The sequence below is a fragment of the Lactococcus fujiensis JCM 16395 genome (genome assembly GCF_002441655.1).
Lineage (GTDB): Bacteria > Bacillota > Bacilli > Lactobacillales > Streptococcaceae > Lactococcus > Lactococcus fujiensis.
In genome coordinates this window covers 98,205-120,272 of sequence record NZ_JXJU01000006.1, presented here as the reverse complement: position 1 = coordinate 120,272, position 22,068 = coordinate 98,205, and the positions used below count along the sequence as shown (strand labels likewise).

20 protein-coding genes are annotated in these 22,068 nt (G+C 38.0%); 11 read left to right on the top strand and 9 right to left on the bottom strand.

All coding sequences use genetic code 11. The annotated features are described in order from the left end of the window. Positions 1-11: 11 nt before the first annotated feature. The 3 genes from RT41_RS06200 to RT41_RS06195 all read right to left on the bottom strand — a co-directional run bounded on the left by RT41_RS06200 (position 12) and on the right by RT41_RS06195 (position 2,008). A complete protein-coding gene (locus RT41_RS06200; protein ID WP_219524940.1) occupies positions 12-458 on the bottom strand; it encodes an HAD family hydrolase in 447 nt (148 codons plus the stop codon). A 3-nt stretch (positions 459-461) separates the two neighbouring features. Continuing rightward, entirely contained in the window at positions 462-641 is a 180-nt protein-coding gene (locus RT41_RS10560) for an HAD family hydrolase (RefSeq protein ID WP_219524939.1), read from the bottom strand. Positions 642-757: 116 nt separating this feature from the next. Further along, positions 758-2,008, bottom strand: a complete 1,251-nt coding sequence (locus RT41_RS06195; RefSeq protein WP_096818214.1) for a BaiN/RdsA family NAD(P)/FAD-dependent oxidoreductase — start codon at positions 2,006-2,008, stop codon at positions 758-760. A gap of 182 nt (positions 2,009-2,190) precedes the next feature. On the opposite strand from RT41_RS06195, the gene RT41_RS06190 reads away from it, so the two are divergent. From RT41_RS06190 to RT41_RS06170, 5 genes are all read left to right on the top strand, one after another. Next, a complete protein-coding gene (locus RT41_RS06190) occupies positions 2,191-2,481 on the top strand; it encodes a hypothetical protein (RefSeq protein ID WP_096818212.1) in 291 nt (96 codons plus the stop codon). A gap of 189 nt (positions 2,482-2,670) precedes the next feature. Further along, positions 2,671-3,501, top strand: coding sequence for an NAD(P)H-hydrate dehydratase (locus RT41_RS06185; RefSeq protein WP_096818210.1), 831 nt, complete (start codon positions 2,671-2,673; stop codon positions 3,499-3,501). Between the two features lie 76 nt (positions 3,502-3,577). Further along, positions 3,578-4,105, top strand: a complete 528-nt coding sequence (locus tag RT41_RS06180) for a hypothetical protein (protein WP_096818208.1) — start codon at positions 3,578-3,580, stop codon at positions 4,103-4,105. A gap of 117 nt (positions 4,106-4,222) precedes the next feature. Beyond that, the gene (locus RT41_RS06175; RefSeq protein WP_054639519.1) at positions 4,223-5,998 is read left to right on the top strand and encodes an ABC transporter ATP-binding protein; all 1,776 of its coding nucleotides are present in this window, start codon (positions 4,223-4,225) and stop codon (positions 5,996-5,998) included. Beyond that, the gene (locus tag RT41_RS06170) at positions 5,995-7,833 is read left to right on the top strand and encodes an ABC transporter ATP-binding protein (protein WP_096818206.1); all 1,839 of its coding nucleotides are present in this window, start codon (positions 5,995-5,997) and stop codon (positions 7,831-7,833) included. The genes RT41_RS06175 and RT41_RS06170 overlap by 4 nt, the downstream gene beginning before the upstream one ends. A 34-nt stretch (positions 7,834-7,867) precedes the next feature. Here the strand turns inward: RT41_RS06170 and RT41_RS06165 are convergent, their stop codons facing one another. Both RT41_RS06165 and RT41_RS06160 read right to left on the bottom strand, forming a co-directional pair. Further along, complete coding sequence (locus RT41_RS06165; protein WP_096818204.1) at positions 7,868-9,370, bottom strand: ABC transporter permease/substrate-binding protein; 1,503 nt, start codon at positions 9,368-9,370, stop codon at positions 7,868-7,870. Next, positions 9,370-10,236 (bottom strand): ABC transporter ATP-binding protein, encoded by an 867-nt coding sequence (locus tag RT41_RS06160; protein ID WP_096818202.1) that lies wholly within the window; start codon positions 10,234-10,236, stop codon positions 9,370-9,372. The genes RT41_RS06165 and RT41_RS06160 overlap by 1 nt, the downstream gene beginning before the upstream one ends. A 101-nt stretch (positions 10,237-10,337) precedes the next feature. Here RT41_RS06160 and RT41_RS06155 point away from each other — a divergent pair, with 101 nt between their 5' ends. Further along, complete coding sequence (locus RT41_RS06155) at positions 10,338-11,015, top strand: DUF697 domain-containing protein (protein ID WP_096818200.1); 678 nt, start codon at positions 10,338-10,340, stop codon at positions 11,013-11,015. A gap of 26 nt (positions 11,016-11,041) precedes the next feature. Here RT41_RS06155 and RT41_RS06150 read toward each other — a convergent pair whose 3' ends face one another. The 3 genes from RT41_RS06150 to RT41_RS06145 form a co-directional block, all read right to left on the bottom strand. Continuing rightward, the gene (locus tag RT41_RS06150) at positions 11,042-12,061 is read right to left on the bottom strand and encodes a Gfo/Idh/MocA family oxidoreductase (RefSeq protein ID WP_054639518.1); all 1,020 of its coding nucleotides are present in this window, start codon (positions 12,059-12,061) and stop codon (positions 11,042-11,044) included. Next, positions 12,058-12,213 (bottom strand): hypothetical protein, encoded by a 156-nt coding sequence (locus tag RT41_RS10450; RefSeq protein ID WP_180752691.1) that lies wholly within the window; start codon positions 12,211-12,213, stop codon positions 12,058-12,060. Before RT41_RS10450 ends, RT41_RS06150 begins: the two co-directional genes overlap by 4 nt. A 121-nt stretch (positions 12,214-12,334) precedes the next feature. Next, a complete protein-coding gene (locus RT41_RS06145; RefSeq protein WP_054639517.1) occupies positions 12,335-12,811 on the bottom strand; it encodes an S-ribosylhomocysteine lyase in 477 nt (158 codons plus the stop codon). Positions 12,812-13,012: 201 nt separating this feature from the next. Here RT41_RS06145 and RT41_RS06140 point away from each other — a divergent pair, with 201 nt between their 5' ends. Both RT41_RS06140 and RT41_RS06135 read left to right on the top strand, forming a co-directional pair. Continuing rightward, positions 13,013-13,858 carry an aldo/keto reductase gene (locus RT41_RS06140; protein WP_096818198.1) on the top strand — a complete coding sequence of 282 codons (846 nt, stop codon included), beginning with the start codon at positions 13,013-13,015 and terminating at the stop codon, positions 13,856-13,858. A 110-nt stretch (positions 13,859-13,968) separates the two neighbouring features. Next, positions 13,969-14,481, top strand: coding sequence for a cysteine hydrolase family protein (locus RT41_RS06135; protein WP_096818196.1), 513 nt, complete (start codon positions 13,969-13,971; stop codon positions 14,479-14,481). A 27-nt stretch (positions 14,482-14,508) separates the two neighbouring features. On the opposite strand, the gene RT41_RS06130 is transcribed toward RT41_RS06135, so the two are convergent. Then, positions 14,509-15,810 (bottom strand): LysM peptidoglycan-binding domain-containing protein, encoded by a 1,302-nt coding sequence (locus tag RT41_RS06130; protein WP_054639516.1) that lies wholly within the window; start codon positions 15,808-15,810, stop codon positions 14,509-14,511. A gap of 374 nt (positions 15,811-16,184) precedes the next feature. On the opposite strand from RT41_RS06130, the gene RT41_RS06125 reads away from it, so the two are divergent. From RT41_RS06125 to nrdG, 3 genes are all read left to right on the top strand, one after another. Further along, positions 16,185-18,887 (top strand): cation-translocating P-type ATPase, encoded by a 2,703-nt coding sequence (locus tag RT41_RS06125; RefSeq protein WP_425435554.1) that lies wholly within the window; start codon positions 16,185-16,187, stop codon positions 18,885-18,887. 240 nt (positions 18,888-19,127) lie between these two features. Further along, entirely contained in the window at positions 19,128-21,395 is a 2,268-nt protein-coding gene (nrdD, locus tag RT41_RS06120; protein WP_096818192.1) for an anaerobic ribonucleoside-triphosphate reductase, read from the top strand. A gap of 53 nt (positions 21,396-21,448) precedes the next feature. Next, complete coding sequence (gene nrdG, locus RT41_RS06115; protein ID WP_096818190.1) at positions 21,449-22,048, top strand: anaerobic ribonucleoside-triphosphate reductase activating protein; 600 nt, start codon at positions 21,449-21,451, stop codon at positions 22,046-22,048. Positions 22,049-22,068: the final 20 nt, after the last annotated feature.

Below are 22,068 nucleotides of genomic sequence, written 5' to 3'. Positions count from 1 at the left end.
TTTTTTATTTATTAAAGAATTGTTAAAAGTTCATGTAGATTGTCAATTTCGATATCTGCTTGATAGTCACTTGAAATCGGCTTTTGGAATCCCCCGAAGCCCTGCCTTATCCAAATTGTTTTAAATCCTAATTTTTTTGCTGGATAAATATCGTTATCCAGTCGGTCTCCAATCATAACGGCATTTTTGGCAGGACATTTACTTTTTTCTAATGCTGTTTTAAAAATATGCTCATCTGGTTTCGAGTAACCGGCTTCGGCTGAAGAAACGATGACATCAAAATATTGACTAATTTTCCAGTTTTCTAAACGTTTTTCAGTACCAGCTTCTTGGTTTGCAATAATTCCAAGTTGATATTTTTGTCTTAAATTGGATAGGACATTTGTGACACCGGGATAAAGGTGTTCAAATTCACCAGGATATTTAATATTTATTAAGGAATTCAGGCTTTTTAGCACTGCCTAAAACGGAGGTTGATAAGACTGAGAGGCAGAAATCATGGCTTGATAAAATTCATCACGTTGAATTTTGAGGCCTTCTTTTTGCAATGCTTGAACGGCTTGTTCAATACGCTTGTGGTGGCACATGTCTTCGTTGATCAGCGTATAGCCCAAATCAAAAAAAATCCATTTTATTTCCACTATTTACACACTTTCCAATCATAAATTAGATTTGCATAATAAATGATACTACTCTTGGGATTTCTTTGCAAGAAATTAAAAAACCTATTTTCTTTCGAAAAAATAGGTTTTTCATGCTAATAACCTTGAGCAGCGTGTCTTCCAGCGACAGCGCCAGTAACAAATGCGCAGGTAATATTGTAGCCACCTGTGTAGCCGTTGATGTCGAGAAGCTCACCGGTCATGTAGAGTCCTTGTGTCAGTTTGCTTTCAAGAGATTGCGGAACAATTTCATTTAATTTTACTCCCCCACCGGTTACGAATGACTTTTCTATCGGAAAAGTAGAGTCAATACGTATTTTATATGATTTTAATAGTGAAACTAGACGGTCAAGATCTTTTCCATTTAGTTGTTTTGCAGGCTGATCAGCATCAATTTCTGCTTGATTAAGCATAAATAAGAGTAGTCGTTCTTGTGTTAGGGATGACAGAGCATTTTTAACTGATTTATGTGAATCAATCAGTGCTAAAATTTCATGTTTCAACTGGCCGGTTGATTGATCAGGAAATAAGTCAAGTTGGACAAGGACCTCATTTTCACCTTTATCTAATAATTTGTTCACAAAACTAGAACAACGTAGAGCAGCTGGCCCGGATAAACCGAAATGTGTAAAAAGTAAGTCGTGCTGGTGTTTTACAATTGCTTTTTCTTTTTTATTGAGGACCGAAAGTTCGATTTCACGCAAACTAATTCCTTGTAATATTTTATCTTGGATAAAGTTTTCATGAGAAATTAATGCGGACTCGGTGGCAAAAAGGCGCGTGATAGTGTGTCCAGCCGAGGCGGCAAACTTGTAACCATCACCAGTTGCTCCTGTGGAAGGATAGGTTTTCCCGCCAGTTGATAGTATGACAGCGGGCGCAAGATAATCGATCTCATCTGTTCTAACCCCAGTTACAGCACCATTTTCCATCAGCAATGACTGAACAGTTGTTTGTGGGAAATAATGGACACCGAGGCTCAAACATTTATTGAATAGACCAGCGACAATGGTTTTGGATTTATCTGTGGTCGGGAAAAGTCGACCGTGGTCCTCTTCTTTGAGCGGGACACCATTCGATTCAAAGAAAGAAATGATATCTTGATTAGAAAACTGAGAGAATGCGCTGTAAAGAAAGCGACCATTTCCTGGAACATTAGAAATAATTTCATCTACTGAGCGACTATTGGTCACGTTACAACGACCGCCCCCCGTCATGAGTAATTTTTTTCCGACTTTTTTATTTTTGTCAATTAAAGCGACAGATTTACCAGTTTCAGCGGCAGAAATGGCCGCCATCATTCCGGAAGGTCCAGCTCCAACAACAATTACATCAAATTTATTCATGTTAAAATTATATCATCTTAACAAAAATCTTGCATATACATTATTTTTTATCTTATATTTAACAAAAATAATCTAATTATTTAATAAAATTTTCAAAATAATATTATATAATAAATTTGTGAAATACTTGACAATATAATTTTTAGGAGTAAGATAAAAGTAATCGTCTAATAGGAGGGATTATGAAGAGAGAGAGAATGAGATATGCAATTTTAAAGATGGTCGAAGAAAAGAAACATCCACTTTTTGTCATTTCTTCAGACTGTGCAACAAAAGTAGAGATAAATAATGAAGTTGCATTTTTGATTAGAGAAGGTTACATCGAAAACAACGTCTATTCAAGTCACAAGATTGTGTACCGTGGTCATTTAACACGCAAAGGCGAAGGTTATTTAGAAAATAACAAGGCACTCTTAAGGGCATATTCGGTCGCTCAGGAGCTTAATGAAATGATTATTTTTCTTCAAGGCTAATTCATACTTTTAATACATTTATATGCCTTAAAATTACAAAAGATACTGTTCGTCTTTGAACGGCTTTTTTTTATTAAACTAAATCAATAACTTTTTTATTTTGTAATCTTTATAAAGGTTGCGAAATCATCGTGAGATTTGATAACGTATTAAGTTGTTGTTTTTATTTTCTTGCGATATAATAAGCACATGAAAGTGCTAAGTAATGAAATATTAACAGCCGTTATTAAAAAGCGTCAAACAAATAGTCATAAAGGCGATTACGGCCGACTTATCCTCATCGGTGGGGATGCTCACTATGGCGGAGCGATCATTTTGGCGGCTTCAGCGGCGGTTTATTCTGGAACTGGGCTCACGACTGTGGCTTGCGACCCGCTCAATTGGAGTCCTTTGCACGCGCATTTACCCGAAGCTATGGTATTAGATTTCAAACAAAATATTGACCAGTCTATTGTAAATGCAGATGTGATTGTAATTGGTCCAGGATTAGGATTGTCCACAATGAGTTTACAAATTCTGAAAACAGTTTTAAAAGAAATTAATCAAAATCAAATTCTTATCATAGATGGCTCTGCGATTTCTTTGTTTGCGGAAGAAAAATTAAAGCTCAAATTTCCTGAAAACACAATTTTTACACCACATGAAATGGAATTGCAACGCTTGACAGGGATTAAAATTGGGAACCAATCGGTCGAAAAAATTCAAAATTATGTTAATCAAAATGGGGTAATCATTGTCGCGAAGTCTCATGAAACCAAGGTCTATGGTCCATTGGTGGAGCCCTTTCTCTTAAAAGTAGGTAGCCCTGCTCAAGCGACTGGTGGAATGGGAGACACGCTTGCTGGAATGATTGGAAGCTTTTTGGGACAATTCAGACAAGCATCATTATTAGAATGTGTTGCAGCTGCAACCTATCTTCATTCGTTTATTGCGGAAAATTTGAGTAAAGATAATTACGTTGTGTTACCATCGTTAATAATTTCCAGAATTCCGAAATTTATGAAGTTATTTGAAGAATAAATGAATGAATTTGGTTTAATTAAAGTTTTATTTGATATTCTGATATAATGTTGTTAATTAAGAAGTGAGGCAAAGAATGAATTCAAGAAAAAATAGACCACAAAGAAAGCGTAAATCGCATTGGGGAAGGAAATTACTGATTTTTTTAATCTCACTCCTCGTGGTGCTAGGTTTGATTGGGACTGGTGCAGTGATGCTCGAACGTTACATCGTAAAAAATGAGACGACGAAAATCTTGCAGCATACTGGTTTGTCTACAGCACTATCAACGGCGACATCAAAGTCTGTCCCTGCTGCTAGCCCAACCGAAACTGCAAAGCAATTAAATGATTATGCGACGACAATTGAACAAAAAGCTGGGGGGCTAATTGATTCTACAAAGGCCACGGTAAATGGCTCGACAGTGACCTATAATGTCGCTTCATCAAAAATCAATCGTTTCACAGTCGCTGCTTTAGTCGCCGCTAACGGTGATTCAATTGAGAAGATAGCCAATCAAGCTTTGTCAGCAATGACGGAAAGTGGGACGGCAAATCCAGAGGTGGTCATTAATTTAACAAATGACAAAGGACAAGTGATTAAAACGCTGACTTATACAAAATAAACCGGTCGATAGGGCCGATTTTTTTTGCAGAAAAATAAAGTGAAAAATGCTATAATTACGTGAATACTATTAATTATAGAGATAAAACTAATGAATGTAGTTTAGAAAAGAGCTGAAATGTTAAATATCGGACGGCGTTACTTACAGGCTTGGCCTGTCTTTCTTGCCCTCTTGTTTTTGGTGGTTCAGGTTGTGACTAATCTTTGGTTGCCGACCATCACTGCAAATATTATTAACAAGGGAATTGCACAACACAATTTGAATTATATTTGGGCGATGGGGGGCTTGATGCTCATTGTTGCATTAGCAAGTTGGGTTTCAGCAATTATTAATGTTTATTATGCCTCAAAACAATCCCAACGTCTGGGCCGAAATTTGCGGCATGATTTATTTAAGAAGGTAATGTACATGGATGATTCAGCATTTAATGAATTTGGTGATTCAACACTCATTACGCGTACGACAAACGATATCACGCAGTTGCAGAATGTTTTTCAAACCATGTTACGAATGATGCTAATGGCACCGTTGATGTTAGTGGGTTCGATTTTGATGGCATGGAATTTAAGTCAAAACTTGATGCTTGTTTTCGCTGTTGCACTGCCTCTTTTGACATTGGCGGTAGTAATTAATATGGCAATCGCTATTCCACGTTTCCGCGCAATGCAAGGATTAGTTGACCGAATTAATCTTGTCTTTCAGCAAGGATTGACTGGTGTACGAGTCATTCGGGCCTTTAATCGTGATGATTTTGAAGTAAAGAAATTTGATGATGCTAATCGAGATTTAACGCATACGAGTCATGTTGTTTTGACGACAGTGGCAATGTTAATGCCGATAATGACAGTTATTCTGTCGTTCACAAATGTCGCAATTGTTTGGTTTGGCGCTAAATTAATTGGTCAGGATGCCATGCCAATGGGAAATTTGGTCGCTTTTTTGACATATGCCAGTCAAATTTTGATGTCGTTCATGCAGTTGTCAGCTGTTGCCGTAATGGTTCCTCGAGCGCAAGTTTCTGCTATTCGAGTTCGAGAAATTATGGAACGTGAGGATAAAGTTCTTGACTTATCTAACCCAGTCAGTACTGATAAAGCGCAGATTGGCCTTGATTTCAATACTGTTTCTTATAAATTTGAAGAGGCTGAACGAGAAGCATTGTCAGCCGTGTCTTTTCATGTTAAAGGTGGGCAAACACTTGCAATTATTGGGGGAACAGGTTCAGGGAAATCGACCATTATAAATTTGGTGGCTCGACTGATGGATGTGACTTCTGGTGAAGTTCGTGTGAATCAAACGCCTATTCGGAGCATGAGTCAGCATGATTTACACCACTTTGTAGCAATGACCCAACAAAAAGCAGTGCTATTTTCAGGAACAGTTCGCTCCAATCTTTATTTTGGTAAACCAGATGCCACCGACGAAGAAATGTGGCAAGTTTTGCAGATTGCCCAGGCCGCCGATTTCATTCGTGAGCAAGGTGGACTTAATATGAAAGTCGAACAAAATGGTGCTAATTTTTCAGGGGGACAGCGTCAACGTTTAGCCATTGCTCGGACCTTGATTAAACCTGCCTCTATCTACCTTTTTGATGATAGTTTCTCAGCACTTGATTTTGCTACCGATGCCAAATTAAGACAAGCGATAGGCCAATCAGAAAAACACAGAAAAGCCATCAAAGTTATCGTTGCTCAGAGGGTTGCAACAGTCATGAATGCGGATCAAATCTTAGTCTTGGAAAATGGTCATGCTGTAGGACTGGGGCAACATCGTGAATTAGCACGTAATTGTGCTCAATATCAAGATATTATGCGTTCTCAGCTCTCAGATGAAGATCTGCAAGCGATGGGAATCAATTTTTCGACTAAAAATCAAGGAGGTGACTTCAAATGATGCGTAATGGAGGGAATTACCTCAATCGTGGTAGTGGAGCTGCGGCGCGTTTTGGTCAAAAAAAGAGTCATGCCGAAAATTTTTGGCCAACTTTGATTCGACTTTTTAAATATATGAGACGAGATCTTTGGGGCGTCATTTTTTCGATGGTCATTGCGGCGATCTCAGTCATTCTATCTGTTCAGGCCCCTAAAATTTTAGGGAATGCGACAACTGTCATTTTTGATGGGGTAACGAAATCTTTTAAAACTCATTCGTCAATTCAAATCGATATGAATAAAGTGGAATCAATTTTGGGGACGGTCATCATTATTTACCTGATTAGTTTTGTATCTGGCGTTTTGCAGCAAAGTATTATGACCAGAATTTCTCAACGAACCGTTTTTGCCCTACGTCGAGAATTTAAAGATAAAATGCGAAAATTACCCGTTTCATACTATGATTCACACAATAATGGAGATATCATGAGCCGAATGATTAACGATATGGATAACATCTCGGGTACCCTTAATCAAACGCTCATTCAACTGGTTACATCTGTTTTACAATTTATTGGAACCATTTACTTTATGCTGACCATCAGTTGGCAATTGGCTCTCGTTGCCTTCATCACTGTTCCGTTGGCTTTCATTACTGTGCGCGTGGTTGCACCTTTATCACAACGTTTTTTTGCCGATCAACAACGTCATTTAGGTTTGCTGAATAATCAAATTGAGGAAAATTATGCGGGCCATACCGTCATTAAAACATTCAACCATGAAGAAGAAATGATGGCTCGCTTTACTCAACAAAATGAGGCTTTTTACCAATCAGCTTGGAAGGCCCAGGTAGTTTCGACATTGATTTACCCAACCATGCGTTTCATAAATAATTTAGATTATTTGGCAATGGCAGTTATTGGTGGACTTAAGATCATTTCAGGGACAGTTAATTTAGGGGATGTACAAGCCATGCTCCAATATACCAATCAATTTGCTCAGCCTATTACCAATATTTCAAATATGTTGAACACGATTCAAGCGACAGCAGCATCTGCCGAACGTATTTTTGAAGTTCTAGATGAAAAGGAAATGCAAGAATATGAAGCAGTTCCTTCAATCACTACTGACAGTCTAATTAAATTTGACCAAGTCGCTTTTTCATATAACGAAAATCAGCCTCTTATGACAAACTACTCAATGGAAGTTGAGAAGGGGCAAATGGTTGCTATTGTAGGACCTACTGGAGCTGGAAAAACGACTATGATTAATCTATTGGAACGTTTTTATGATACAACAGGTGGAACAATTTATTTAAGAGGGAAAGATACCAAAGGCATTTTACGAGAAAAACTTCGTCAGCAAATGGCTATGGTTTTGCAAGAAACTTGGCTTTTCAGTGGGACAATCCGTGATAATTTACGTTACGGTAGACTTGAAGCAACCGATGAAGAAATTGTCGATGCTGCTAAAATGGCTTATGCCGACGAATTTATCCAGACTTTGCCCCAAGGTTATGATACGGTGCTAAACGAAGAAGCATCGAATATTTCACAAGGGCAACGCCAACTTTTGACAATTGCGCGTGCTTTTCTTGCTAACCCAGAAATCTTAATTTTAGATGAGGCAACAAGTTCGGTTGATACAAGGACGGAGCGCTTGATTCAAAGTGCGATGAACCGTCTACTCATTGGACGAACGAGTTTTGTCGTTGCACATCGCCTTTCAACCATTCGAGATGCTGACCAGATTTTAGTCATGAATCACGGTAATATTGTTGAACAAGGTAATCACCAAACCCTTCTTCAAAAAGGTGGGATGTACGCTGATCTCTACAATTCTCAATTTGCACAATAAAAAAACTTATCTAAGGATAAGCTTTTTTAATTTTTTAAAGAAGATTATTTTTTACTAAGAATTCGTGGGCCACATCAGCAGCATTTTTTTGTTCAACGTTTACTTCATAGTTCATCTCAACCATTTCTTGATCGGTAATTTTTCCAGCAAGTTTATTCAAAATCGTTTTTAATTCTGGATATTTCTTGAGGAGCTTTTCAGACAAGAGCGGAGCTGCTTGGTAAGGCGGGAAGAGATGCTTATCATCTTTAAGGACTTTCAAATCATATTGTTTAATTTGACTATCGGTTGAATAAACTTGTGCAATTTGGACTGCACCACTATTTAAAGCATTATAAATTAAACTGGTTTGCATCGTTTTGACATTGAAAGTCAATCCATATTTGCTTTGGAGCCCTTTGTATCCGTCAGAACGATTGGCAAATTCAAGGTCGAAACCAGCGATTGGATTATTCAAAGTTGATAAATCTGAAATATTGTTCAATTGATTTGCTTTTGCATAATTTGATTTTACTGCTAAAGCATAGGTATCTTGGAATTTCATTGGCTCTAAGTAAACCAGATTGTCTAATTTTTTGATATCATCACGCGCATTTTCATAGACTGTATTGGCATCAGTAGAAGTCGTTGGAGCCTTGACGAAAGTAGTCAAGATTGTTCCTGTGTATTCTGGATAAATATCAATTTTATCAGCTTTTAAGGCATTATAACAAAATGTCGTATCTCCGAAATTAGATTTTAAGTTGACTCTAATGTTACTGTCTTTTTCAATCAATTCTTTATACATATTGATTAAAATAGTGGGTTCGGAACCTAATTTTCCACCTATGGTAATTTGTGGATGATTGTTCGTTTGAGGTTGGTAATATGAGCCTCCCAATACGAGCAAGCCAATGAAAAAACTAATTAAAATCGTTTTAATTTTAGCTTTTTCAAGCAAGTGAAGGACATAAGAAAATGCAATGGCAAGGATGGCAGAAGAAATAGCACCAATCAAAATTAAATTGACATCATTTGAATTTATACCTAGTAAAATGAAATTCCCAAGGCCACCAGCACCAATCAAAGCAGCGAGTGTTGCAGTTCCGATAATCATAACCGCTGAAGTTCGTATACCAGCCATAATAAAAGGCATCGCGAGGACCAGTTCATATTTCATCAATCGTTCACGCCGATTCATACCAAAAGCGGTAGCTGCTTCAGTTAACGACGGATCAATTTGTTTTAATCCTGTGTATGTATTTTGAATGATTGGGAAAAGGGCATATACAACGAGGGCAACAATTGCGGGAAGGGGCCCAATTCCGATGATTGGAATGAGTAATCCCAAAAGGGCCAGAGAAGGGATCGTTTGAAAAATACCAGTGATTTGCAAGACCCATTCAGCTGCTTTTGGAAGGCGACGAATGAGCAAAGCGACTGGAATAGCAATCAAAATGGCAATAAATAAAGCCATTAATGAAATTTGAATATGTTGCAATAATTCTTGCCAAAATTGACTTTGTTGACTCTGAAAAGTCGAAATCAGATGATTCATCAAATTTCCCCGCTTTCATTGGCTTTTTGATAGGTTCGCAAAGCTTTTACAGCATCTGAAACAGTGCTGTTATTAGTGATGGCAATATTTTCATCGGAAATAAGCCCAGTCAGGTCAGACAGATTGATTTGAGATAAATCTTCTTGAAAATTCTCGAAAAAGCTTGCCACATAGTCATTGGCAGGATGCGCTAAAAGTTCTTTGGGACTTGCAATTTGTTGGATTTCACCCGTTTTAATAATTGCAATATGATCAGCTAAAATCATGGCTTCAGACATGTCATGTGTGACAAATACGGTCGTAATTTTAAGCTCTTCTTGCAATTTTTTTACTAATTGTTGTAATTGTTTACGAGAAATAGGATCTAATGCTGAAAAGGGTTCATCCATCAAAATTATCTTAGGTTCAGCAGCTAAGGCCCGTAAGATACCGACCCTTTGTGCTTCTCCCCCAGAAAGTTCATGTGGGTAACGGCTGAGGTATTTTTCAGCGGAGAGACCGACCAGAGGAAGCAGTTCTTCAACTCGTGATCTAATTTTCTCTTTGGACCAACCTTGCATCTGAGGGATGAGTCCAATATTTTCGAGGACGGTCATATTTGGAAATAAAGCGATTTGTTGTAAAACATAACCAATTTCTAAGCGTAAATCTCGAAGATTCAGACTATTTATTGATTGCCCATCGATTTCTATCTCTCCTGAAGTTGGCTCAATAAGTCGGTTTATCATCTTAAGGAGCGTTGTCTTGCCACCGCCACTACTACCTGCAAGAACAAAAAATTCACGACTTTCGATTGTAAAATTGATGTCCTTGAGTACGGATTTTCCACCGTAATCTTTAGTAATATTTTTAAATGTAATTGTCATGCTTTGATTTTAACATGAATTGAAAAAATTGGGGTCATGAGAGTTTTAAAAACAAAGCTTTGTGCTATAATAAAGGCAATTAAAGGAGTAGGAGGAGAAAGATGTTCAAAAATAAGAAATATATTAAATTTAACCAGCCAAAGAGTAGTCATGACGTACAAGATAGTGGAAATTTCGATGATTTTTTTGTGGAAGTAACAGATAAAATGCCACGAAAGTCTGCACAGATTTTGAAATCTTCATACAGCAAACTAAAAAATCAAGCTGAGAAAACACTCGAAAAAACGGGGGATAAGTTTGATCATTCTTTCGATTCGATTTTAAAAAACCTCGATGCTGAAAAACGAAGCCAATGCCACAAAGTTATTCATTCTGCAACATTGATGGCTGCCATTGTAACTCTATCACCGATTCCATTAACTGATTCAGCCATGCTAGTCCCTATTCAGGTCGTTATGATGAGCCGTCTCCATAAAATATTCGGTGCCACATGGCGCGAAGGAATGGCTTGGTCGATTGCAAAAGAAACGTTTCTTTTGGCCTTTGTAAGGGAAATCCCCGGGAATTTAATGAAAATTATTCCATTTTTTGGAACCGCGGCTGGAAGTGTTGCAAATGTTACAGTTTCAGTTCTAATTACCGAAACGCTTGGCTGGGTAACCGTCAATATGCTGAACAATGGAGAAGATATCTTTTCTGATAAAAAAGCGGTCAATAAGCAGGTCAAGAACTTGCTTTCCGTAATGGCGGTAGCTACAAATTTGAAAACAAAAAAATAAAACTGTCAAAATTGACAGCTTTTATTTTATTTACGGAAGCCATTTTCAAGCGTTTCGATAACGGTTAATATTTGTTCGTCTGAGACTAATTTTGGCTGTCCATTCACAATTGATTCATAGACTGCATCATATACACGTGCATAGTCACCATTAACTGATGGGATGCGTTTGACAATGCGATCACCATTTCCATTATAGTAGGTTAATTCGCCATAATCCGAAGGCGTATCAAGTCCAAATCCTTCTGTTCCGGGCATGATACCAACTTTTAAATCGTTTTCCTGCTGGTCAACATCCATTTTTACAAACGTGCCACGTGTTCCGTAAAGTATCCATTTTGGATGTGGCAATGCTGCAACCTCAGTAGCAGCAACCGTTGCACGGAGTGTCGGATAGATTAAGTTGACTGAGAAATAATCATCAACTGCATTGGTATCACGAGTTGAACGAATGTCATATTGTACTTCAGAAGGTTTGCCAAAAAGAGAAACCATTTGGTCAACCATGTGAACGCCGTGACCATACCATGCACCATCAAAATTTTCACCTTTAGACGCATCATTAGGGCGGAAATGGTCCATATTGACTGTAATATCAATCAATTGTCCCAAATAGCCAGTTTCGATTACTTTTTTTACAGTCAAAAAGTCAGAATCAAAACGGCGATTTTGGAAAGGCATGAAGAAAAGATCATTATCCTGTGCAATTTTAACTAATTCTTTGGCTTGCGTCAGGGTTTCCACTAATGGTTTGTCACATAAAACATTTTTGCCACCAAGCAACAATGTTTTGACCGTTTCAAAATGGGCAAAGGCAGGTGTAACAACAACCGCTAAATCGACGGTTTCATCATTGATGATGTCATTAATGTCCGTAGAAAAGATTGTCCCAGTCGCTTCAAGTGCGCTCTGTTCTTCAGGACGCTTGCCCAGTGTACGGTTGACTACACGAACAATTTTAAAATGCTCACGTGTTTTCACATAAGGAATATGGTAGCGATTGGTTGATTTACCAAAGCCAACATAGGCGATATTCATTTGTTTCATTTTTTCTTTCCCTCTACTTTTTTTCTCAACGCGTCAATTCTTGCTTGTGTCGCATTTTTTGTATTGATACCTTTTCCACCGTCCGTAGAATTTTTTTCGTGAAATTTTTGAACAGATGCTTGTCCTTTATAATCGAGTTGATATTTTCCCATTTTTTTCTTTCTATTTCCGCATTTTTTTCTTATTCTTAAAATTTTCCTATTTAAAAAACAGAATTCTATATTTTATGAAAAAATTAAGAAGAATTTCATACGATATAAATGTGAGATTAAATTAGATAATTTTTCTTTCGTAGGGATCAGTTGAAATTCCCTCTGATAGAATCTTTTTAGCCCATTCTTTAGCACCAAAAACGCTATGATTGCGATAGTTACCACATTCTTTTTCAGCAACACCAGGGACATTATCCCAACCAAATTTGTCAGATGCCATTTCTTCGAGCGCATTTTTGATCACTATTGCGATTGCTTCTGGTGAATGCTCTCCCCACATGATCATATGGAATCCAGTTTGACAACCAAAAGGCGAAAAGTCAATCATACCATCAATGCGGTCTCTAATCAAACTAGCCATGCTATGTTCAATCGTATGCAGGGCCGCCATTCCGATGACATTACTATTGGGTTGGACAAAACGAACGTCAAAATTAGTAATCACATCTCCTTTTGGCCCCTTTTCAGCACCAATTAAACGAACATAAGGGGCAAGAACAGCGGTGTGATCCAATTGGAAAGATTCTACTTCTGCCATAATATTTTTCCTCCGTAAGAAATAAATGAGAAAAATAATCTCATTTGTTAATATTTTCTGGTTTAATTAGAAATAAAAATGAAAAACAAATCTATTTCTAACCCTAGACTATTCTATTTTACCATTTTTAAGACAAAATCTTTTTTTTTTCACATTTAAAAGTGGTAGAATGGTCTTATAATAGACTAAAGGAGAAGGAATATGACTTTAACTGATACTTATACGTTAAATAACGGTGTATTAATTCCACAAGTTGGCTTTGGAACTTGGCAATCGAAAGATGGAGATGAAGCCTACAATGCTGTAAAAGTTGCCCTTGAATCCGGTTATCGCCATATTGATACAGCGGCAGTTTATGGCAATGAAGTTTCGGTTGGTAAAGCGATTGCCGATTCAGGAATACCACGTGAAGATTTGTTCATTACAACAAAACTTTGGGGAACTAATACTACCGAAGATGCTGCAGCAGCATTGGATGAATCTTTGAATAAATTAGGCTTGGATTATGTTGACCTTTATTTGATTCACTGGCCAAATCCAAAGGCTTTTCGTCCAAATTTTGAAGAACGTAATGCAGCAGTTTGGAAAGCAATGGAGGCTGCGGTAAATGCTGGGAAAGCGAGAGCCATTGGTGTCTCGAATTTCCATCCGAATCATATTGATAAGTTGCTCAAAACGGCTGAAATTAATCCTGCAGTAAACCAAATTTTTGTCAATCCAAGTGATCAACAAAGAGAAATTGTGGCCTATAACGTTAAACACAATATCTTGACAGAAGCTTATAGCCCACTTGGGACAGGTCGGATTTTTGAGATTGAAGAACTGAAAGATATTGCCAAACGTTATAATAAAACCGTTGCGCAAGTCGTTTTACGCTGGTCACTCCACAAAGGTTATCTCCCCCTTCCTAAGTCAGTTACAGCGGAACGAATCCGTGAAAATACTGACATTTTTGACTTCAACCTCAGTATTGAAGACATTGCTTTTATTGATGGATTACATGGGAAATCAGGTTTGGCAAGTAACCCAGATGAAGTGGATTTCTAATCAATACTAAAAACTGTGTGATTCACACAGTTTTATTATTTATTTCAAATAAATGAGATATTTTTCATGCTATAATTAGAGTAACAATCAAGAAAATGGAAGATAATCAAATGAAAAAAATTTTAGTAGTTGTCGATTTCCAAAATGACTTCATTGATGGAACTTTAGGGACAAGAGAAGCAGTTGCAATTATTCCAGCTGTTATTGAAAAAATCAAAAGTTATCCAGAACATGGACGTTTTGCAACACAAGATACTCACTTTGCTGATTATTTATCAACACAAGAAGGAAAAAAATTACCTGTCTTGCATTGTCAAAAAGATAGTAATGGGTGGCAAATTAGACCTGAAGCAGCAATCGGTTACCACAAAATATTTGAAAAGTATACTTTCGGTTCAATTGAATTGGCGCAATATATCAAGGATGAGAAGATTGATCAAGTTGAGATGATTGGAATTTGCACGGATATTTGTGTAGTTTCTAATGCACTTCTTATAAAAGCTTTTGCGCCAGAAGTTGAAATTACAGTTGATGCGGCTTGTTGTGCAGGAGTTAGTCCCGAAAAACATCTGGCCGCCCTTGAAACCATGAAATCTTGCCAAATCAATATTATAAACGAATAAGAAAAAGCTGTGAAAACAGCTTTTTTATTATTTTACTCTAAGATATTGACCAATGAGAATGGTATCACTAGACAAGTGATTCCATGATTTAATTTGTTGTATCGAAACGTTGTTGCTTTTTGCAAGTTGCCATAGGGTATCACCCGAAACAACTTTGTGTACAGATGTAGCATTTGAACTTGTTTTCGAAGGGGTCTTGTTGCTTGAAGCGTTTGTTGGACTCACTGAAGTAGTTTTGCCAACAATTAGTGTTTGTCCAACTAAAATAAGGTCACTCTTTAAATTATTCCACGCTTTAAGCTGACTCACTGTCGTTTTATTTTGATATGCGATTGCAGAGAGCGTGTGACCAGCAATGACTTTAATTGTCTTGTTTGTAGTAACCGTTCCTCCCTTGTTTGAAGATGGTGAAGTTGGAGTCGGGTTAGTCACTTTATTCGTTGTATTTGATGAGCTTGTTATATTTGACGAAATGGTTTTGCTGAGTTTTAGTTTTTGACCAATGTAAATGGTATCACTTTTGAGTCCATTCCACGTTTTGATTTGTGAAATTGAAACGTTATTCTTCTGAGCAATTCCCCAAAGTGTGTCGCCAGATTTTACAGAATAAGTCTGAGTTGTTGTTGTTTGAAGCACAGGATTAGAATTTATGCCAGCCGATGAATCTGATGTATTGCTTAATGAATTGAATCCATCGTATTGTGTTAAATTATACTGAGAAATCAATTTGTTAAGGGAGTTTCCATAATTTGGGTCAGTTGCATATTTTCCTGTTAATGCGGCAGTTGCTTGAAGGTAGGAAGAGGCATTCGAACGCCAAGCTGCAGCATAAAAGTAGCCAGCTCCAAAGTTTGTTGTTTTCAAAACACGTGCGTTGTCGGCAAAACTGGCACTTAACGATGGATATTTTCTAAAAGGCATTACTTTCGTGACAAATTGGCCATTGATATATTCTTTGGTGGTCATGCTGACAGAATTCCCGTTATAGCTTCCTTGGATACCAAAAAGATTATAATATGGATATTGTGATAGTGTGCTGGTTCCCCAATTGCTTTCTAAGATAGCTTGTGCAATCATTACAGATGGAAAAAGTCCATTTGCATCGGCAACTGGTTTTGCATATGAAGCAATATTTTGAATATAAGCTTGTTGGCTTGAAGTTGTGGCAGCCTCTGCTTTTGGTGCTTGATAACTTAGTAAGATTTCCGAAGTAGAAGTCAAGGCACCCGCTAATAGAACTGTTGAAGCGACTTTTGAAGCGGGTTTATGAAAATTAACTTCTTTTTTCTTCAAATGCTGATTTTTCTTTTTGATACGTGATTGTGACATAATAATCCTTTCCGTACAAAACTTGTCATAAGGTCGATAGCTTAATTTTAACATAGATGAACAGTGAGAACCAATAATATTTATTACATAATTATTAAAAATTAAAAAATAGTAATATATTTTAATACCAATGATAATATTTTTGCTTTTTTATTTTTTATTACAGAACTTTAATTGAAAACTATTGATTTTTCGTTAAAATTTGATATAATAAAAAGACTCAAGGGAGTAGCGGGAAGCAAGTAGCTTCTTATGATATCGTCAATACAGCGTAAGCTCGGTATTATATTAAACAGCGAGACTTGTGGCCATTGTGCTACAGGTCTCTTTTTAGCATAATGACCGCTTATATCATATATTGGAGGAAAATATTTTTGCCAGAAGAACAGAAAAAAGTTCAAGAAACTACACCTTTTTACAATTTACCCCTGACGGAAGTCTATGAAAAAGTGGGATCTACTGACCAAGGGTTATCAGTCAACCAAGCTCAAGAACGACTATCCGAATATGGACGTAATGAACTCTCATCCGGGAAGAAAAAATCCTTGTTGGTCAAATTTGCGGAACAATTCAAAGATTTGATGATTATCATCTTGATTGTAGCTGCTATTTTGTCAGTGGTAACAAGTGGTGGACATGATATTTCGGATGCACTGATTATCATGGCCGTTGTTGTCATTAATGCCATTTTTGGGGTTTACCAGGAAGGCAAGGCAGAGGCAGCAATCGAAGCATTGAAGGATATGAGTTCACCAGCCGCCCGTGTTAAACGAGATGGACATGTTCTTGAAATTGACAGTAAGGATTTGGTTCCTGGCGATGTGGTTCTGCTTGAAGCGGGGGATGTTGTCCCAGCAGACATGCGACTTATTGAATCAGCCAGCTTGAAAATTGAAGAAGCCGCGCTTACAGGAGAGTCTGTACCAGTAGAGAAAGATGCACGCATCGAAATCAGTGCTGACAGTGGAATTGGTGACCGACTCAATATGGCTTATCAAAATGCCAATGTGACTTACGGACGCGGGACAGGGATAGTTATTGCTACGGGAATGTATACTGAAGTGGGTAAAATCGCTAAAATGATTGAATCTGCTGATGAGACAGAAACACCATTGAAACGTAATCTTAACCGTTTATCTAGAGTTTTGACTTGGGCAATTTTAGGAATTGCTCTTGTGACCTTCTTCGTCCACATTTTCCGATTGGATACAATTACACAAGAAGGAGTTCTTGAAGGATTAATGACTTCAGTCGCACTTGCCGTTGCTGCGATTCCAGAAGGACTTCCAGCTATAGTAACAATTGTTTTAGCAATTGGGACGCAAGTTCTCGCCAAACGTAATTCGATTGTCCGCAAGCTTCCAGCGGTTGAAACACTCGGTTCAACAGAAATCATTGCTTCTGATAAAACAGGAACATTGACCATGAACAAAATGACTGTTGAAAAAGTTTTAACCAACGGTAAAGTTGTTGATCGTACTGAAAAATTGGCAGATGGAGATATGACATTACGTGTCATGAATTTTGCCAACGACACTAAAATCTCACAAGAGGGCGACTTTATTGGCGACCCAACTGAGACCGCGCTCGTCAAATTTGGGCAAGATCAAGGGTTCCAAATTTCGTCAGAGCTGACAGCAAATCCACGTGTGGCTGAATTACCATTTGATAGTGACCGTAAGCTCATGTCAACGATTCATAAACTAGCCGATGGACGTTATTTTGTTGCGGTTAAAGGTGCGCCTGACCAATTGCTCAAACGTGTAACCAAAAAATTAGTTAATGATGAAGTATCACTTCTCACAGCAGAGGACCGAAATGCCATTTTAGCAGACAACCATGCGATGGCTCATGAAGCTTTACGGGTCTTAATGATGGCTTACAAATACATTGACACCATCCCAGAAGAACTGACGAGCGAAGATTTAGAAAATGATCTGATTTTTGCTGGTTTAGTAGGAATGATTGACCCAGAACGCCCAGAGGCAGCGGAAGCCGTTCGAGTGGCTAAAGAAGCCGGAATTCGCCCAATTATGATTACGGGAGACCACCAAGATACTGCAGAGGCTATTGCTAAACGTCTTGGAATTATCAGTGCTGACGACAGCGAGGGGCACGTTTTGACAGGGGCCCAATTAAATGAAATGACTGATGACGAGTTCCAAAAACAAGTTGGAAATTATTCCGTTTATGCGCGTGTTTCACCAGAACATAAAGTTCGTATCGTGAAAGCTTGGCAAAATGAAGAAAAAGTTGTTGCTATGACTGGTGATGGAGTCAATGATGCACCTGCCCTGAAACAAGCAGACATCGGTATCGGCATGGGAATCACAGGGACTGAAGTTTCCAAAGGTGCCTCTGATATGGTGCTGGCCGATGATAACTTTGCAACGATTATTGTTGCGGTTGAAGAAGGTCGTAAAGTTTTTGCTAATATTCAAAAGACCATCCAGTATCTTTTGTCAGCAAATACAGCTGAAGTCCTGACGATTTTCATTGCGACATTAGCGGGTTGGGATGTTATGCTTCCAGTTCAATTGCTTTGGATCAACTTGGTAACAGATACTTTCCCAGCAATTGCTCTTGGGGTTGAACCAAATGAACCGGGGGTTATGAAAGAGAAACCTCGAGGGAAAAAAGCGAGCTTCTTTAGTGGTGGTGTGCTTTCATCAACAATTTATCAAGGGATTACACAGGCTTTCTTGACGCTCGGTGTTTACGGCCTTGCACTCGCCTACCCTGCTCATCCAGGTAACTATACGATGATCCACCAAGACGCATTGACAATGTCATTCGCAACACTTGGCCTCATCCAACTTTTCCACGCTTTCAATGTTAAATCACTTCATCAATCCATTTTCAAAGTCGGCGTTTTCAAATCAAAGACATTCAATCTTTCAATCTTAGTTTCATTCATCCTGCTTGCAGCAGTTATTATGGTTCCAGGATTGAACGACATCTTCCACGTTTCACATCTTGATTTCTATCAATGGGGCATGGTGCTCGCAGCATCTGTTTCCGTCGTCATCATTGTTGAAATTGTGAAATTCATTCAACGTAAAATGATAAAAAATTAATGAAAATTAAATAATAAATTTTCATGACATGAACCGTTCAATCAGTTGAGCGGTTTTTTTGATTTTTCTCTTGTCAAATAGTTCATCCATTTTACAAATTTTACGAGAACTATATATTGTGTCTTTTTGAATAAATAATAAGTTTGAATACAATATATGGTATACAAAACGAAAGTAATTTGATAAAATAGTAATGTATGAGATTGAATTTACAATCACAAAGATATCGGAGGCTATGAAATGAAACTGTGGACAGCAAATTTAGATTTGGAAAATAGAACAATGAACGTCGTCAAAAGAGATGGCCGATCGGTTCGATTTGACGAAGATAAAATTTTTCAAGCGCTCAAAAAAGCATCAGATAAAATTAGCCCATGGAGCGAGGCTCAACAGGAACGGATAGAGTCTGTCACAGATCGGGTTATTTCAGAGATTTTCAATCGCTTCCATGAAAATGTCAAAATTTATGAAATTCAAAATATCGTCGAACATGAATTGTTAGAAGCCGAAGAAATTGCATTAGCTGAAGAATATGTCTCTTATCGGACGAAGCGTGACTTTGAACGGAAGAAAGCAACCGATATCAATTTCACAATTGAGAAATTGATACAACGTGATTCAACAGTCGTTAATGAAAATGCGAATAAAGATTCAAATGTTTTTAATACGCAACGTGATTTGACAGCAGGTGCGGTATCAAAAGCGATTGGATTGAAAATGTTACCTCCCCATGTTGCCAACGCCCATCAAAAAGGTGATATTCATTATCACGATCTGGATTATTCTCCATTCACGACCATGTCCAATTGTTGTTTAATCGATTTTAAAAATATGTTTGAAAAGGGCTTTAAACTTGGAAATGCACAGGTAGACAGCCCAAAATCTATTCAAACAGCAACGGCACAGGCCAGCCAAATTATTGCCAATGTGGCAAGTAGTCAATACGGAGGATGTTCTTTTGATCGTGCAGACGAAGTATTGGCTCCCTATGCAAAATTAAATTATGCAAAACACAAACGAGATGCAGATAAGTGGATTGAGACTCCTGAAAAACGCGAAGAATATGCAAAAGAGAAAACGGCGAAGGACATTTATGATGCCATGCAATCGCTAGAATATGAAATCAATACGTTGTTCACCTCAAATGGACAAACCCCATTTGTAACAGTTGGTTTTGGTCTAGGGACGGACTGGTATGCACGTGAAATTCAAAAAGCGATGCTGAAGGTACGTATTAAAGGTTTAGGTTCTGAACATCGAACTGCGATATTTCCAAAGTTGATCTTTACTCTGAAACGTGGACTTAATCTGGAGGTCGGTACGCCTAATTATGATATTAAGCAGTTGGCACTCGAATGTTCGACTAAACGGATGTACCCAGATATTTTGAGTTACGATAAAATTGTTGAGTTGACAGGTTCTTTTAAGGCAAGCATGGGCTGCCGTTCATTTTTGCAAGGATGGAAAGATGCGCAAGGCAATGAAGTGACAGCCGGACGCAATAATCTAGGAGTGGTAACGGTGAATTTACCGCGGATTGCTTTAGAGTCTCGTGATTCAAATGGAAAAGCACAATTTGATAAATTCTGGGCGATCTTTAATGAACGGATTTCCATTGCAAAAGATGCTCTTCTTTTTCGTGTTGAACGCGTCAAAGAAGCCCAACCAAAAAATGCTCCAATTCTATTTATGAATGGGGCGCTTGGTCGATTGAAAGAGCAAGATTCCGTCGATGAACTTTACAAAAATGAACGTGCAACTGTTTCGCTTGGCTACATTGGATTATATGAAGTTGCGACAACTTTCTTTGGCCCAATTTGGGAAAATAATCCAGAGGCAAAAGCATTTACGATTGAAATCGTTAAGCGGATGCACGAAGATTGTGAAGAATGGTCAAAGGCAACGGGTTATCATTTTTCAGTTTATAGTACACCAAGTGAAAGTCTGACGGATCGTTTTTGTCGGATGGATAAGGAAAAATTTGGTTCAATTCCTGATATTACAGAAAAAGATTACTATACCAATTCATTTCATTATGATATTCGCAAAAATCCCACACCCTTCGAAAAACTTGACTTTGAGAAAGATTATCCAGTTTATGCCAATGGTGGATTCATTCATTATTGTGAGTACCCGATGATTCAACAAAATCCCAAGGCTTTGGAAGCAGTTTGGGATTATGCCTATGACCGAATTGGTTATCTGGGAACGAATGCGCCAATTGATCATTGTTATGCCTGTGGTTTTGAAGGTGATTTTGCACCTACTGAGAAAGGATTTAAGTGCCCCCAATGTGGCAATGCAGATCCTAAAACTTGTGATGTCGTTAAACGTACTTGTGGATATCTTGGGAACCCTCAAGCCCGTCCCATGGTTCATGGTCGCCACAGCGAAATTTCACATCGTGTAAAACACATGAATGGGTTAGTTGGAAGTTTGGCTAATGGACAGAATATTGATTCGGTTCTTGTTGATGAGAAAAAATCAGAATATTTTGTTGAGAGATAAAAAATCATTATACATAAGACAGTCGGTTTTTAGCAGTGTACAGGAGTATGGGAATGAACAATCCAAAAGCAAAAGAATGGCGAGCAGCTGATTTAGAGCAGGGATATATAGCGGATTATAAACCTTTCAATTTTGTCGATGGCGAGGGGGTACGCTGTTCGCTCTATGTATCTGGTTGCATGTTTCATTGTGAGGGGTGCTACAATGCTGCAACATGGTCATTTCGATATGGGAAAGCTTACACGTCTGAACTTGAAACAGCAATCATGAAGGATTTGGCACAGCCTTATGTTCAGGGGCTGACATTACTTGGAGGAGAACCTTTCCTTAATACAGGCATTTTATTACCTTTGTTAAAAAGAATCAGGGAAGAACTCCCGGATAAGGATGTTTGGTCATGGACTGGCTATAAGTGGGAAGAGTTACAGCAAGAAACAGATGATAAAATTGAAATGCTCGGATTAATCGATATATTAGTCGATGGTCGTTTTGAGTTGAGCAAGAAAAATCTTCTTTTGCAATTTCGAGGCTCGTCCAATCAGCGTATTATTGACGTGAAAAAGTCAATGAATGCTGACAAAGTAATAATTTGGGATCGGTTAAATGATGGCAAGGCCCAGGTTGAACAAATTCATAAAGAAAAAATGATATAAAAAAGATGTCACTTGTGACA

Coding starts and splice junctions, on each gene's coding strand:
- RT41_RS06135 (WP_096818196.1), top strand. CDS start 13,969: ATGAAAAAAATTTTAGTAGTTGTCGATTTCCAAAATGACTTCATTGAT.
- RT41_RS06195 (WP_096818214.1), bottom strand. CDS start 2,008: ATGAATAAATTTGATGTAATTGTTGTTGGAGCTGGACCTTCCGGAATG.
- RT41_RS06165 (WP_096818204.1), bottom strand. CDS start 9,370: ATGAATCATCTGATTTCGACTTTTCAGAGTCAACAAAGTCAATTTTGG.
- nrdG (WP_096818190.1), top strand. CDS start 21,449: ATGAACAATCCAAAAGCAAAAGAATGGCGAGCAGCTGATTTAGAGCAG.
- nrdD (WP_096818192.1), top strand. CDS start 19,128: ATGAAACTGTGGACAGCAAATTTAGATTTGGAAAATAGAACAATGAAC.
- RT41_RS06160 (WP_096818202.1), bottom strand. CDS start 10,236: ATGACAATTACATTTAAAAATATTACTAAAGATTACGGTGGAAAATCC.
- RT41_RS06140 (WP_096818198.1), top strand. CDS start 13,013: ATGACTTTAACTGATACTTATACGTTAAATAACGGTGTATTAATTCCA.
- RT41_RS10450 (WP_180752691.1), bottom strand. CDS start 12,213: ATGGGAAAATATCAACTCGATTATAAAGGACAAGCATCTGTTCAAAAA.
- RT41_RS06185 (WP_096818210.1), top strand. CDS start 2,671: ATGAAAGTGCTAAGTAATGAAATATTAACAGCCGTTATTAAAAAGCGT.
- RT41_RS06145 (WP_054639517.1), bottom strand. CDS start 12,811: ATGGCAGAAGTAGAATCTTTCCAATTGGATCACACCGCTGTTCTTGCC.
- RT41_RS06175 (WP_054639519.1), top strand. CDS start 4,223: ATGTTAAATATCGGACGGCGTTACTTACAGGCTTGGCCTGTCTTTCTT.
- RT41_RS06190 (WP_096818212.1), top strand. CDS start 2,191: ATGAAGAGAGAGAGAATGAGATATGCAATTTTAAAGATGGTCGAAGAA.
- RT41_RS06170 (WP_096818206.1), top strand. CDS start 5,995: ATGATGCGTAATGGAGGGAATTACCTCAATCGTGGTAGTGGAGCTGCG.
- RT41_RS06150 (WP_054639518.1), bottom strand. CDS start 12,061: ATGAAACAAATGAATATCGCCTATGTTGGCTTTGGTAAATCAACCAAT.
- RT41_RS06180 (WP_096818208.1), top strand. CDS start 3,578: ATGAATTCAAGAAAAAATAGACCACAAAGAAAGCGTAAATCGCATTGG.
- RT41_RS06155 (WP_096818200.1), top strand. CDS start 10,338: ATGTTCAAAAATAAGAAATATATTAAATTTAACCAGCCAAAGAGTAGT.
- RT41_RS06130 (WP_054639516.1), bottom strand. CDS start 15,810: ATGTCACAATCACGTATCAAAAAGAAAAATCAGCATTTGAAGAAAAAA.